Here is a 13,283-nt window from a genome sequence, read left to right as displayed (position 1 = left end):
AGCGTGACGCAGGTGGACGAAACCCTGGCAGCGCGACCAGGGAGATCGGCGGCCCCGGCGAAGGGGCGCCGGGAGCTGCTCGCCGGCACGGTGGGCGGCGTCGTCGAGTCCTTCGACTGGACGATCTACGCGGTGCTGGCGCCGTACTTCGCGTCGCAGATGTTCGCCGGGAACAACGAGCTGATCAAGCTGCTGGCCGCCTACGCGGGCTTCGCGGTGAGCTTCGTGGTCCGGCCCTTCGGCAGCTACCTGCTGGGGCGGCTCGCAGACGCGCGAGGTCGCCGGTTCGCGCTGATGGTCAGCATGATCGCCATCTGCCTCGGCAGCCTGCTGATCGCGCTGCTGCCCACTGCGGCGTCGATCGGGGTCGCGGCTCCGGTGCTGCTGGTGCTGCTGCGGGCGCTGCAGGGCGTCGCGATGGGCGGGGAAGCGCCCAGCGTGGCCGCGTACATCAGCGAGACGGCACCGTCGAACCGCAAGTTCTTGTTCAGCGCCCTGTCCTACAGCGGCGTGATCATCGGCAACGTCCTGTGCTTCGCGGTCGTGGGCGTGCTGCTGCTCGTGATGGGCAAGCCCGGCGTCGCGGACGGCGGCTGGCGGATCGGGTTCGTCATCGCGGCGGTGTTCGGCGTGCTGGCGTTCTGGGTGCGCAGCATCGCGGCGGAGAGCGGCGAGTTCGAGAGCGGCAAGCGCGAAGCGCAGCGGCCGAAGCTGGCCGGGCACATGCGGAACATGGTCGCGGTCTTCCTGATGACCACCGGGGTGACGGTCGGCTACTACCTGGGCACGACCTACATGCCGGAGTACGCGACGCAGGTCGGTGCGGCGCCGGCCGCGAGCTCGAACCTGAGCATGATCCCCAGCCTGCTGCTGCTGATCGCCGCGATGGCGTTGTTCGGGATCCTGGGGGACCGCTTCGGCGGCATGCGGGTGTTCCGGATCGGGTTGGTGCTGCTGGCGTTGTGCACGGTGCCGCTGATGACGGCGCTCGCGCAGGGCTGGTTGCCGGTGTGGGCGGTGACGACCCTCTACCTGGTGCTCGGCGTCGCGCCGACCATCGCGCTGGCCAACGTGCTGTCCGCGCGCGGATTCCCGGTCGAGGTGCGGGTGGTGTGCATGGGCGTCCCGCCCACCCTCTCGATCGCGTTGTTCGGCGGCACCTTCCCGCTGCTGGCCCAAGGCCTCGGCGCGGCCGGGTACCTCGCCGCGGTGCCCTGGGTGGCCGCCACCGTCGCCGTCATCGCGCTGGTGGGCACCGCGCTGTTCAAACAGGACTGAATTCGGAGAAGGATTGCCATGACTTCCTTGTCGACCTTGCTCGACGATGCCCGTGCACTGCACCCGGATCTGGTGCAGATCCGCCACGGCCTGCACCAGATTCCGGAGCTGGGGTTGCAGCTGCCGCGCACCCAGGAACGGGTTCTGTCCGAATTGGATGGTCTGGGGCTGGAGGTGTCCACCGGGGAATCGGTCAGCTCCGTCACGGCGGTGCTGCGCGGAGCCCGGCCCGGTCCGACGGTGCTGCTGCGCGGGGACATGGACGCGCTGCCCGTGGCGGAGGAGACCGGGCTGGACTTCGCCGCCGGCGACGGGCGGATGCACGCCTGCGGGCACGACCTGCACACCACGATGCTGCTCGGCGCGGCGAAACTGCTCGCCCCGCGCCGGGATCAGCTCTCAGGCGATGTGGTCTTCATGTTCCAGCCGGGGGAGGAGGGCTACGACGGCGCGGCGCGGATGATCGAAGAGGGGCTGCTCGACGCCAGCGGCCGCAAGCCCGACGCGGCCTACGCCCTGCACGTGATGTCGTCGTGGATCAAGCGCGGTGTGTTCACGACTCGCGGCGGGCCGATGCTCTCGGCGTCGAACCGGTTGCGGGTGACCGTCCGCGGGCGCGGCGGCCACGGTTCGGCGCCGTTCCGGGCGGTGGACCCGGTGCCGGTGGCGTGCGAGATGGTCACCGCGCTCCAGTCGTTCGTGACCCGGCGGTTCGACATCTTCGACCCGGTGGTGCTGACGGTGGGCATGATCCACGGCGGTACCCAGGAGAACGTCATCCCCGACGAGGTCACCTTCGCCGCGACGGTCCGGTCGTTCTCGCCGCAGGCGCAGGCGGTGGTCAAGGACGGCTCGATCCGGGTGTGCGAAGGCATCGCGGCCGCGCACGGAGCCGAGCTGGACGCGGAGTTCGTCGAGTTGTACCCGGTGACGGTCAACGACGTGGCCGAGACGTCGTTCGTGACCGACACCCTGCGCGAGCTGCACGGCGAGGAGCGCTTCGCCCCGGCACCCAACCCGGTCGCCGGTTCCGAGGACTTCTCCCGGGTGCTCGACGAGGTGCCGGGCGCGATGATCGCCCTCGGCGCCTGCCCGGACGACCTCGATGTGGCGAACGCGCCGAACAACCACTCGCCCCGAGCGCGATTCGACGACGCAGTCCTCGGCGACGGAGCCGTCGCATACGCGGCGCTGGCGGTGCAACGCCAGCAGTCGGGCGACTGACTCGCAGGGGCGGTGCCGATTCGGTGCCGCCCCTACCTGCGGGGATCCGGCAGCTGCTTCGGCGGGGACCACGGGTTGATCGGGACGCAGCCGGACTCGTGGCCGTCCTCGTCGAGCAGCCTGCCCATCAGCTTCACCATGCGCAGCGTCACCGCCCGGTCCACGAGGTGCAGCTGGGGCAGGCGGTCGGCCAGCAGCGCTTCCAGGCGTGCCAGGTCGGCCACGGACTTCAGCCACAGCGTGAACAGCAGGTTGTGCGGGCCCGTGACCGATGAGCACATCCGCAGTTCGGGCAGGGCGCTCAGGCCCTGCACGACCTTGTCGAGCTCGCCGGGCGGCACGCTGGCCCAGAGGGTCGCTGCGATCGGCCAGCCGGTGAGGCCGCGGGCGACCTCGCACCGCAGCACGGCGTCGCCGTGGTGCGCCAGCCCGGCGATGCGGCGACGGACGTTCGGCGCGCTCAGCCCGGTCTCCCGGGCCAGCTCGACCGCGGGCGCCCGGGCGTCCCGGGACAGGGCGGTGATCAGCCGGTGGTCGTGCTCGTCGAGGTCGGCGCGCGGCCGGTCGGCGGCCGGTCGGGCCAGCTGCCGCTGCTGGGCGGCGGTGAGGCTGCGCAGCCGCCACCGGGAGCCTTCGGTGAACACCCGGGTGCCCAGCGCGGCGCGGGTGCGGGCGACGCCGGGCAGCGCGGAGATGCGCTCGGACACCAGCTCCGACAGCGCGCCGAGGTCCTGGACCAGCACCATGATCAGCAGGTCCCGGCCTCCCGCCAGGTGTTCGACCGTGGCCACCTGCGGGTAGGTCGCCAGCGTCCGGGCCACCTCCATCGCCCGGCCGGACTGCACGTCGACCTCGACGTAAGCCGTGAAGATCGCGTCGATCAGCCGGACCCCCGGATAGCAGGTCGTCCAGGCCCGGCCGGTGCTGCGCAGCCGATCCCAGCGCCGCGCCGCGGTGACCGCGTCCACGTCCAGCACCCGGCCCACCTCGGTCCACGAGGCGCGGGGTGAGATCTGCAGCGCGTGCAGGATCGAGCGGTCCAGCTCGTCCAACTCTCGATCCTTTTCCTGCATCGCCCTCCAATCCTTGCGCTTTTTCCTGCATTCTCGCGCAGGTTCCTTTCCGAGGGCTACACCGGCTCGCACGCTGCTCGGCACGAACACACCTCGGAGGTGAGTGTTGGCGCAGGTGGATGGGGCCCTGGCAGCGCGGCCAGGGCGAGCGGCGGTTTCCCCGAAGGGGCGTCGCGAACTGATCGCCGGAACGGTCGGCGGGATCGTCGAGTCCTTCGACTGGACGATCTACGCGATTCTGGCGCCGTTTTTCGCATCGCAGATGTTCGCCGGGGACGACGAGCTGACCAAGCTGCTCTCGGCGTACGCGGGATTCGCGGTGGGCTTCGTGGTCCGGCCGTTCGGCAGCTACCTGCTCGGCCGGATCGCCGACGCGCGGGGCCGGCGGTTCGCATTGATCGTCAGCATGGCCACGATCTGCCTCGGCAGCCTGCTGATCGCGGCGCTGCCCACCGCGGCGACGATCGGGGTCGCGGCTCCGGTGCTGCTGGTGCTGCTGCGCGCCTTGCAGGGGATCGCGATGGGCGGGGAGAACCCGAGCGTCGCGGCCTACATCACCGAAACCGCGCCGTCGCACCGCAAGTTCTTCTACAGCGGCCTGTCCTACACCGGGGCGTTCATCGGCAACATTCTCTGCTTCGCGGTGGTCGGCGGACTGCTGCTCTTCCAGGGCACGCAGGGGGTCTCCGACGGTGGCTGGCGGATCGCATTCGTCGTGGCGGCGCTCTTCGGGCTCGTGGCGTTCTGGGTGCGAAGCACCGCCGCCGAGAGCGAGGAGTTCGAGGCTGGTAGGGCAACCTCGGCGCCGCGGCCGAAGCTGCTGAAGCATGCCCGGAACATGCTCGCGGTGTTCCTGATGACCACCGGCACGACGGTCGGCGTCTACTTCGGCACCGTCTACCTGCCCGAGTACGCCGCGCAGGTCGGCGTCGTCCATTCCGCCGCGTCCGACCTGGAGATGATCCCGAGCCTGCTCGCGCTGATCGCCGCGATGGTGGTTTCGGGGCTGCTGGCCGATCGTTTCGGAGGCATGGCGGTGTTCCGCATCGGGGCCCTGCTGCTGGCGTTGAGCACGGTGCCGCTGATGATCGCGCTCGCCCAGGGCTGGTTGCCGATGTGGGCGGTGGCGACCAGCTACCTCGTGCTCGGCGTCGCGCCGACCACGGCCGTGGCGAACGTGCTCTACAGCGAGGTCTTCCCGGTGGCGGTGCGGGTCGTGGCGATGGGCGTGCCGTTCACCCTCGCGGTGGCGCTGTTCGGCGGCACCTTCCCGCTGCTGGCGGAGGGGCTCGCGGCGCTCGGGCACCTGACCGCGGTTCCGTGGTTCGCCGCCGGTACCGCCGTCATCACGCTGCTGGGGACCGCGGTGCTCAGACGCGGCTGATCTGCCGCTGCCGCAAGCGGAAACCAGTCGCGCGCACATCCTGACGAGAACGGACTCCCATGATCGCTCTGCCGACGTTGTTGGACGATGCCCGTGCACTGCACCCGGATCTGGTGCGGATTCGCCATGATCTGCACCGCGCTCCGGAGCTGGGGTTGCAGCTGCCGCGCACCCAGGAGCGGGTCCTGTCCGAATTGGACGGACTGGGTCTGGAGGTGTCGGCGGGTGCCGGGCTCAGCTCGGTCACGGCGGTGCTGCGCGGAGCCCGGCAGGGTTCCACGGTGCTGCTGCGCGGGGACATGGATGCGTTGCCGGTGGCGGAGGAGACCGGGCTGGACTTCGCCGCCGGCGACGGGCGGATGCACGCCTGCGGTCATGATCTGCACACGACGATGTTGTTGGGTGCGGCGAAACTGCTGGCGCCGCGCCGGGATCAGCTCGCCGGGGATGTGGTGTTCATGTTCCAGCCGGGGGAGGAGGGCTACGACGGCGCGGCGCGGATGCTGGAGGAAGGCCTCTTGTCCGCGTCCGGGCGCAAGCCCGACGCGGCCTACGCGCTGCACGTGATCTCCTCGCTGCGCCGCGGTCTCTTCACGACTCGCGGCGGGCCGATGCTCTCGGCGTCGAACCGGCTGGTGGTGACGGTCCGGGGGAGGGGCGGGCACGGTTCGGCGCCGTTCCGGGCGGTGGACCCGGTGCCGGTGGCGTGCGAGATGGTCCTGGCGCTGCAGGCCTTCGTGACCCGCCGGTTCGACATCTTCGACCCGGTGGTGCTGACGGTCGGCACGATCCACGGCGGCACCCAGGACAACGTCATCCCCGACGAGGTGACCTTCGCCGCGACCGTCCGGTCCTTCTCCCGGCAGGCCCAGTCGGTGGTCAAGGACGGCTCGGTCCAGGTCTGCGAGGGCATCGCCGCGGCGCACGGGGCGGAGGTGCGAGCGGAGTTCGTCGAGCAGTACCCGGTGACGGTCAACGACGAGGCGGAGGCGGAGTTCGTCGCGGACGCCCTGCGGGAGCTGCACGGCGAGAACCGCTTCGCCCCGGCGCCCCAGCCGCTCGGCGCTTCGGAGGACTTCTCCAGGGTGCTCGACGAGATCCCCGGAGCGATGATCTCCCTGGGCGCCTGCCCGGAAGACCTCGACCCGGAGAAGGCGCCGAACAACCACTCGCCGCGAGCCCGGTTCGACGACGCGGTGCTCGGCGACGGAGCGGCGGCGTACGCCGCGTTGGCCGTCCGGCGGCAGCCGTTGCTCAGGGCAGGGCGCTGAGCACGGTGCTGTGCTCGCGCTGGTAGATCACCGAGCTGCGGAAGCTGACGATCTCGCGGCGCTTGCTCAGCCGGTCGACGAGGAACGAGTGCAGGCGGTCGAGGTCCTGGACCGCGACGTGCAGCAGGAAGTCGTCGCCGCCGGCGAGCACGAACACCGCCAGCACCTCGGGCATCTTCCCCACGGCGTCCTTGAAGGCGTCGATGACGGTCCGGCTGAGCGGGCGGACCTGGACGGCGATGAACGCCTGCACGCCGCGGTTGAGCGCGTTCAGGTCGATGTCGGCGTGGTAGCCGCGGATCACGCCGCGCTGGGTGAGGGAGCGGACCCGTTCCAGGCAGGTCGAGGGGGCGATGCCGAGCTTCCGGGCGAGCTCCCGGTTGGACTGCCGCGCATCTGCCTGGAGTTGCTCGACGATCGCCGAATCAAGTTCGTCCATGGTCGGCATTGTGCCACCAATATCAAACAAACGATCGGAATGCAGTTCCCAACGTCGCTCAAATGACTACCTTTTCGCGTCAGGAATACTCGAACGTTCGAAGGGGAAGTCGTGGCACTGCCGACCAAGCTGGTTCTCGTCGTCCGGTCGGATCTGGAGGCGGGCGAGGCCGTGAACGCCGCCGTGGTCGTCGGGTTGAGCATGGGCGGCCGGCTGCCGCACCTGCTCGCCGCCGACGGCGCGGACGCCTCCGGCGGCGTGCACGCCGGGCTGAACCCGAACCCGGTCCCGGTGCTGGTGGCCGACGCCGACCGGCTGCGCGACCTGCACGACCGCGCCCAGCAGCGGGAGGATCTGACCGTCGTGGGGTTCAACGAGGTCGCCCGCCGCGCCCGCGACTACGACGACTACCTCCGCACGCTGTCCGGGACGCCGGGCGACGAGGTCGCGCAGGCCGCGGTGGCGATCTTCGGTCCGCGGAACCGGGTGACCGCCCTGACCAAACGGCTCCCGCTGCTGGGCAGCGCCGATCAGGAGGGAGCCGCGTGACCGCGGCCGCCGACCACTACGACCGCCTCCTCGCCGAGCACTACACCTGGATGCTCGGCGGAGACATCGAGGCGGCCGCTTCGGCGCAACTGGAACTCCTCCGCGAGCTCGGCGTCCGGGCGCACACCGACGACGCCGTCGCCGTCGACCTCGGGTGCGGCCCCGGCGTGCAATCGCTGGCGCTGGCCCGGCTCGGCTTCGCCCGGGTGATCGCGGTGGACACCAGTTCCCGGCTGCTCGACGAACTCGGCGCGCACGCGGCGGATTCCGAGGCGGGGCAAGCGATCCGGCCCGTGCACGGCGACATCCGCGACGCCCTTCCCGAGGTCGTCGAGCCCGGCGGGGCCACCGCTGTCGTGTGCATGGGCGACACGCTCCCGCACCTGCCCGCGAGGGAGGACGTTTCCAGCCTGATAGGCGACGTCGCCCGCGCGCTCCGCCCAGGCGGCCACTTCGTCGCCACCTACCGCGACCTGACGCGGGAGCTGGCGGGCCCGGACCGCTTCCTCCCGGTCCGCAGCACGGAGGACCGGATCCTGACCTGCTTCCTCGAATACCCCGACGACAACACCGTGCTCGTCCACGACCTCCTGCACGTACGCTCCGGAGATCGGTGGGAGCTCGCGGTGAGCAGCTACCCCAAGCTGCGACTGCCCCCGGCGTGGTTGACCGAGCAGTGCCGGGTGGCGGGTCTGGAGATCCGGCGCGACGTCGTCGGGCCGCAGGGGCTGTGCACACTTCACGCGGTCAGGCGCTTGACTGTGCAAGCGTGACATTCGGTCAAAGCGCATATTTCGGGCTGCTGGCGGCGGCGTCGACTTCGAGTCGGCGCCGCCGCTTGCTTTTTCGTGCCTGGGTGTGTCTCGGGTCACGTGATCGGCGTCTCGAATACTGTCGGTGATGATCGCGTTACATGTTGTGTGTGTCACGCGTGGGAATGTGCGTTCTGCACATCCGTTATGTGAGAAGTCTGGGCGAGCGGGCATAGCGCGGGAGTGGTCGTGCTCACGACACTCACAGTGAGAATTGCCCGCTCGATCCGGGCTTTCCGTAACCGGCGCGTGCAGTCAAAGGAGCACAGCGAAGTGCAGGAGTTCGACCTTCTCGTGGTGGGCGGTGGCCCCGGCGGATACGTCGCCGCGATCCGGGCCGCGCAGCGCGGCCTCGCGGTCGCCGTGGTGGAAAAGGAGCGGCCCGGCGGGGTCTGCCTGAACTGGGGCTGCATCCCCACCAAGGCGATGCTGCGTTCGGCCGAGGTGTACGAAACCGTGCTGCACGCGGCCGATTTCGGGGTGAACGTCGAGAACGTCACCGTCGACTACGACGCGATCACGCGTCGCAAGAGCGCCGTCGTCAAGGGCCTCACCGACGGCGTCGCCGGCCTGCTCAAGAGCAACGGCGTCACCGTGATCAACGGCCACGCCCGGTTCACCGGCCCGACCACCGTGGACGTCTACGCCACCGGTGAGTCGCCGCTGGGCGCCGACGGCCCGCGCTACGCCGCCGAACCGGCCGGCGCGCAGCCCATCGAGCAGGTCAGGGCCCGCGACGTCATCATCGCCACCGGCTCGGTCCCCGTGCAGCTGCCGCTGCCCGGCGCGGACCTGCCCGGCGTGATCACCTCCGACGGCGCCTTCGGGCTCACCGAGGTGCCGAAGCGCATCGCGATCATCGGCGGCAGCGCGGTCGGCGCCGAATGGGCGACCCTGTTCGCCACCCTCGGCAGCGAGGTCAGCATCATCGAGATGCAGAAGACCCTGGTGCCCGCCGAGGACGTCGAGGTCGGCAAGGCGCTGGGCCGCTCGTTCACCAAGCGCGGCATCAAGGTGCTCACCGAGGCGACCGTGTCCCGCGTCGACCAGGCCGCCGACGGCCTGAAGGTCACCGTGGACGGCGCCAAGCCGCAGCAGATCGACGCGGACGTGGTGCTCGTCGGCGTCGGCCGCAAGCCCAACACCGCCAACCTGGACCTGGCTAAGACCGGCGTCGCCACCAGCGAGCGCGGCTTCATCACCGTCGACGACAAGCTGCGCACCAACGTCGAGCACGTCTACGCGATCGGTGACGTCACCGGCAAGGCGCTGCTCGCGCACGTCGCGTCGCACCAGGGCGTGGTCGCCGCCGAGACGATCGCCGGGCACCACGCCGCGATCGACTACAACGTCATCCCGGCCGCCACCTTCACCCACCCGGAGATCGCCAGCGTCGGGCTCACCGAGGCCAAGGCGATCGAGGCCGGCCACGAGGTGGTCGCCGCCAAGTTCCCGTTCGCCGCGCTCGGTCGCGCGCAGAGCTACGGCGACACCGAGGGCTTCATGAAGATCGTCGCTGGCAAGAAGTACGGCGAGGTGCTGGGCGTGCACATCATCGGGCACTCCGCCAGCGACCTGATCACCGAGGGCGCCCTCGCCATGGCCCTGGAGGCCACCCTCGACGAACTCGCCGAGACCATCCACGCGCACCCGACCCTGGGCGAGATCGGCATGGAGGCGGCGATGTCCGCGCTCGGCCTGCCGGTCCACGTCGCGCCGCCGAAGAAGCGCTGAGCGAACGAGAAGGGGATCTGTGATGGCACAGACTGCTACCCGCACCAAGCCTGCCACTCGCGCCACCAAGTCGCGCCGCGCCGGTTCGGTACGCGGCTCCGGCGGCGGACGGTTCGCCGGTGAGTCGCCGGAGCTCCTGAAGGACTACTTCTACGAGATGACCCTGATCCGCCGCTTCGAGGAGCGCGCGGCCCAGGGCTACACCCAGGCCAAGATCGGCGGCTACTGCCACCTCAACCTCGGCGAGGAAGCCACCGTCGTCGGCCTGATGCGGGCGCTGCGCAAGAGCGATCTGCTGTTCACCAACTACCGCGAGCACGGCTACGCGATCGCCAAGGGCATCGAGCCCGGCCGCGTCATGGCCGAGCTGTACGGCCGCACCACCGGCACCTCCAAGGGCTGGGGCGGCTCGATGCACATGTTCGACGTCGAGGCCGGGCTGCTGGGCGGCTACGGCATCGTCGGTGGGCAGGTCCCGCTGGCCACCGGCGCGGCGATGGCCATCGACTACCGCGGCGGCGACCAGGTCGTGATGTGCCAGATGGGCGACGGCACCACCAACATCGGCGCCTTCCACGAGGCGCTGAACATCGCCGCGCTGTGGAACCTGCCGGTGGTGTTCGTGGTGATCAACAACCAGCTCGGGATGGGCACCACGGTCGACAAGTCCTCCGCCGAGCCGGACCTGTTCAAGCGCGCCGCCGCCTACCGGATGCACGGCGAGCGGGTGGACGGCAACGACGTGCTGGCTGTCCGGGACGCGGCGACCCGCCTGGTCGAGGAGGCCCGCGAGAACGGCCGCCCGGCGCTGCTGGAGGCCGTCAGCGAGCGGCTGAAGGGCCACTCGGTGGTCGACCCGGCCAAGTACCGCAGCGAGGACTCGATCGAGAAGGCCAAGCAGGCCGACCCGGTGGCGAACTTCCGGGCCGAGCTGATCGAGGCGGGCATCCTCGACGAGGACGCCGCCGTGGAGATCGAGCGCAAGGCGCAGGCCGAGGCAGACGCGGCGGTCGCGTTCGCCGACGACAGCCCGCACCCGGACCCCTCGACGCTGTTCGACTACACCTACGCCACCCCGGTGGCCAACGACTCGCGGCGCCTGCCGGCCGACCCGGTCTTCTGAGGCTTCTGCCCCGCGATTTCGCGACACCCCGCCACAGATCCCGTGGATCTCTCCGACGCCGATGGAGAGGTCCACGGGGTTCACCAATGCTTTTGTGCAGGAGAAAAACCCTTGGCCGTCATCTCTTATCGCCAAGCGTTGCACGACACGCTTCGCGAAGAAATGCTGCGCGATGAGGACGTCTTCCTCATCGGCGAGGAAATCGGGGTCTTCGAAGGCTCCTACAAGATCACCGCCGGGCTGCTGAAGGAATTCGGCGAGAAGCGCGTGCGCGACACCCCGATCGCCGAAGAGGGCTTCGTCGGCGCCGCGGTCGGCGCCGCCATGCTCGGCCTGCGGCCGGTCGTCGAACTGATGACGATCAACTTCTCGTTGATCGCGCTGGACCAGATCGTCAACCACGCGGCCAAGATCTACGGCATGTTCGGCGGGCAGACCAGCGTGCCGATGGTGCTGCGCACGCCGGGCGGCGGCGGCCAGCAGCTGGGCGCCACCCACTCGCAGAACATCGAGCTGTACTACGCGTTCGTGCCGGGCCTGAAGGTCGTCGCGCCGAGCACCCCGGCCGACGCCAAGGCGCTGCTGCTGGCGTCCATCCGGGACAACGACCCGGTGCTGTTCCTGGAGAACCTCGCGCTGTACAACACCAAGGGCGAGGTCCCGGACGTCGTCGAGCCCGCCGAGATCGGCAAGGCGAAGGTGACCAAGCAGGGCACCGACATCACCATCATCGGCTACTCGCGGATGGCCATGGTCGCCCAGCAGGTCGCCGAGAAGCTGCAGGCCGAAGAGGGCATCAACGCCGAGGTCGTCGATCTGCGCAGCCTGCGGCCGCTGGACCGCGACACCGTCGTGGAGTCGGTGCGCAAGACCGGCTGCGCCGTGATCGCCGAGGACGACTGGCTGACCTACGGCATCGGCGCGGAGGTCGCCGCGTCCATTTCGGACGGTGCGTTCGACTACCTGGACGCCCCGGTGCGCCGCGTCGCTGCAGCGGAGGTCCCGCTGCCCTACGCCAAGCCGTTGGAGCGGGCCGCGCTGCCGTCCGCCGAGTCCTTGACCACCGCTGTCCACCAGACGCTGGACGCCGTCGGTCGCCGCCGCCGCTGAGGCCTGTGCTCACCCGAGGAAGACCATGACTGAGATTCAGATGCCGAGGCTCTCCGACACGATGGAGGAGGGCGTGATCTCGACCTGGCACAAGAACGTTGGTGACCAGGTCAAGCGCGGCGAAGTGATGGCCGAGATCGAGACCGACAAGGCCATCATGGAGCTGGAGGCCTACGACGACGGGGTGCTGGAGAAGATCCTCGTCGACGCGGGTGCGACGGTGCCGATCGGCACGCCGATCGCGATCCTCGGCGACGGCTCCGGTGCCGCCGCGGAAGCCGCCCCGGCCCCCGCGCCCGCCGCTGCGGCGCCGGCCGCCGAGGCCCCGGCCGCTGAGGCTCCGGCCCCGGCCGAGCCCGCCGCCCCGGCCGCGCCCGTCGAGCAGGGTGCGAAGCCGAAGGCGTCGCCGCTGGCGAAGGCGGTCGCCAAGGAGAAGGGCGTGGACCTGTCCACGGTGCAGGGCACCGGCCCCGGCGGGCGGATCATCCGCGCCGACATCGAGGCCGCCGCCTCGGCCGCCCCGGCCGCCGCTGCTCCGGCCCCGGCCGCGGCTCCGGCCGCCGCTCCGGTGGTGTCCAATGAGGACGTCGAGGAGATCCCGCTCAGCAACATCCGCAAGGTGACCGCGAAGCGCCTGACGGAGAGCAAGCAGCAGGCCCCGCACTTCTACCTGACCAGCGCCATCGACGTCACCGACCTGATGGCGTTCCGGGCGACCCTCAACGAGCGCCTGCAGGCCGCGGGCGGCCCGAAGGTCAGCGTCAACGACCTGATCGTCAAGGCGGTGGCGACGGCCCTGCGCGCCAACCCGGCGGTGAACGTCTCGTTCGCCGGCGACAAGATGCTGCAGCACAAGCGCATCAACCTCGGCGTCGCGGTGGCCATCGACAACGGCCTGGTCGTGCCGGTGATCAAGGACGCCGACCGCAAGAGCGTCTCGGAGATCGCCGCGGAGAGCCGGGAGCTGGCCGGGCGGGCCCGCGAGGGCAAGCTGAAGCTGGACGAGATGTCCGGCGGCACCTTCTCGATCTCCAACCTGGGCATGTTCGGCATCGAGCAGTTCAGCGCGGTGATCAACCCGCCGGAGGCGGCGATCCTGGCGGTCGGCGCGGCCCGCGACGAGGTGCAGGTGCGCGACGGCGAGTTCGTGGCCCGCAAGATCCTGCGGGCGACGTTGTCGGCGGACCACCGGGCGGTGGACGGCGCGGTCGGCGCGGCGTTCCTGCAGCTGCTGACCGGGCTCCTGGAGGACCCGATCCGCATCATCGCCTGACGATCGAACGACT

At 70.4% G+C, this 13,283-nt stretch carries 12 protein-coding genes; 10 read left to right on the top strand and 2 right to left on the bottom strand.

Going from position 1 to position 13,283, the window contains the following annotated elements:
• Positions 1–3 precede the first annotated feature (3 nt).
• Both ACWEV3_RS31185 and ACWEV3_RS31180 read left to right on the top strand, forming a co-directional pair.
• Positions 4–1,278, top strand: a complete 1,275-nt coding sequence (locus tag ACWEV3_RS31185) for an MFS transporter (protein ID WP_452617297.1) — start codon at positions 4–6, stop codon at positions 1,276–1,278.
• 18 nt (positions 1,279–1,296) lie between these two features.
• Positions 1,297–2,502: a M20 metallopeptidase family protein gene (locus ACWEV3_RS31180; RefSeq protein WP_452617296.1), complete on the top strand. Its 1,206-nt coding sequence runs from the start codon at positions 1,297–1,299 to the stop codon at positions 2,500–2,502.
• A gap of 32 nt (positions 2,503–2,534) precedes the next feature.
• On the opposite strand, the gene ACWEV3_RS31175 is transcribed toward ACWEV3_RS31180, so the two are convergent.
• Complete coding sequence (locus tag ACWEV3_RS31175) at positions 2,535–3,554, bottom strand: Lrp/AsnC family transcriptional regulator (protein ID WP_452617295.1); 1,020 nt, start codon at positions 3,552–3,554, stop codon at positions 2,535–2,537.
• Positions 3,555–3,690: 136 nt separating this feature from the next.
• Between ACWEV3_RS31175 and ACWEV3_RS31170 the strand changes: the two genes are divergently transcribed.
• Entirely contained in the window at positions 3,691–4,959 is a 1,269-nt protein-coding gene (locus tag ACWEV3_RS31170) for an MFS transporter (protein WP_452617327.1), read from the top strand.
• A 59-nt stretch (positions 4,960–5,018) separates the two neighbouring features.
• Positions 5,019–6,230: a M20 metallopeptidase family protein gene (locus ACWEV3_RS31165; RefSeq protein ID WP_452617294.1), complete on the top strand. Its 1,212-nt coding sequence runs from the start codon at positions 5,019–5,021 to the stop codon at positions 6,228–6,230.
• Here the strand turns inward: ACWEV3_RS31165 and ACWEV3_RS31160 are convergent.
• Entirely contained in the window at positions 6,214–6,669 is a 456-nt protein-coding gene (locus ACWEV3_RS31160; RefSeq protein ID WP_452617293.1) for an Lrp/AsnC family transcriptional regulator, read from the bottom strand. The two genes, ACWEV3_RS31165 and ACWEV3_RS31160, sit on opposite strands and share 17 nt — an antisense overlap.
• Positions 6,670–6,780: 111 nt before the next feature.
• Here ACWEV3_RS31160 and ACWEV3_RS31155 point away from each other — a divergent pair, with 111 nt between their 5' ends.
• The 6 genes from ACWEV3_RS31155 to ACWEV3_RS31130 all read left to right on the top strand — a co-directional run bounded on the left by ACWEV3_RS31155 (position 6,781) and on the right by ACWEV3_RS31130 (position 13,270).
• A complete protein-coding gene (locus ACWEV3_RS31155) occupies positions 6,781–7,218 on the top strand; it encodes a DUF2000 domain-containing protein (RefSeq protein WP_452617292.1) in 438 nt (145 codons plus the stop codon).
• Positions 7,215–7,991 (top strand): class I SAM-dependent methyltransferase, encoded by a 777-nt coding sequence (locus tag ACWEV3_RS31150; RefSeq protein WP_452617291.1) that lies wholly within the window; start codon positions 7,215–7,217, stop codon positions 7,989–7,991. The genes ACWEV3_RS31155 and ACWEV3_RS31150 overlap by 4 nt, the downstream gene beginning before the upstream one ends.
• A 312-nt stretch (positions 7,992–8,303) precedes the next feature.
• Positions 8,304–9,764, top strand: coding sequence for a dihydrolipoyl dehydrogenase (lpdA, locus tag ACWEV3_RS31145; RefSeq protein ID WP_452617290.1), 1,461 nt, complete (start codon positions 8,304–8,306; stop codon positions 9,762–9,764).
• Positions 9,765–9,786: 22 nt separating this feature from the next.
• Positions 9,787–10,887, top strand: coding sequence for a pyruvate dehydrogenase (acetyl-transferring) E1 component subunit alpha (pdhA, locus tag ACWEV3_RS31140; RefSeq protein WP_452617289.1), 1,101 nt, complete (start codon positions 9,787–9,789; stop codon positions 10,885–10,887).
• A gap of 111 nt (positions 10,888–10,998) precedes the next feature.
• Entirely contained in the window at positions 10,999–11,997 is a 999-nt protein-coding gene (locus ACWEV3_RS31135; protein ID WP_358302905.1) for an alpha-ketoacid dehydrogenase subunit beta, read from the top strand.
• A 25-nt stretch (positions 11,998–12,022) separates the two neighbouring features.
• Positions 12,023–13,270 carry a pyruvate dehydrogenase complex dihydrolipoamide acetyltransferase gene (locus tag ACWEV3_RS31130; protein ID WP_452617288.1) on the top strand — a complete coding sequence of 416 codons (1,248 nt, stop codon included), beginning with the start codon at positions 12,023–12,025 and terminating at the stop codon, positions 13,268–13,270.
• The last annotated feature ends 13 nt before the right edge of the window (positions 13,271–13,283 follow it).

The organism is Saccharopolyspora sp. NPDC003752 (assembly GCF_053605825.1).
This window is presented reverse-complemented; position numbering and strand designations above follow the sequence as displayed.

Excerpts from the sequence above, each read along its gene's own strand:
- ACWEV3_RS31160 (WP_452617293.1), bottom strand. The coding sequence starts at position 6,669 with ATGGACGAACTTGATTCGGCGATCGTCGAGCAACTCCAGGCAGATGCG.
- pdhA (WP_452617289.1), top strand. The coding sequence starts at position 9,787 with ATGGCACAGACTGCTACCCGCACCAAGCCTGCCACTCGCGCCACCAAG.
- ACWEV3_RS31130 (WP_452617288.1), top strand. The coding sequence starts at position 12,023 with ATGACTGAGATTCAGATGCCGAGGCTCTCCGACACGATGGAGGAGGGC.
- ACWEV3_RS31180 (WP_452617296.1), top strand. The coding sequence starts at position 1,297 with ATGACTTCCTTGTCGACCTTGCTCGACGATGCCCGTGCACTGCACCCG.
- ACWEV3_RS31165 (WP_452617294.1), top strand. The coding sequence starts at position 5,019 with ATGATCGCTCTGCCGACGTTGTTGGACGATGCCCGTGCACTGCACCCG.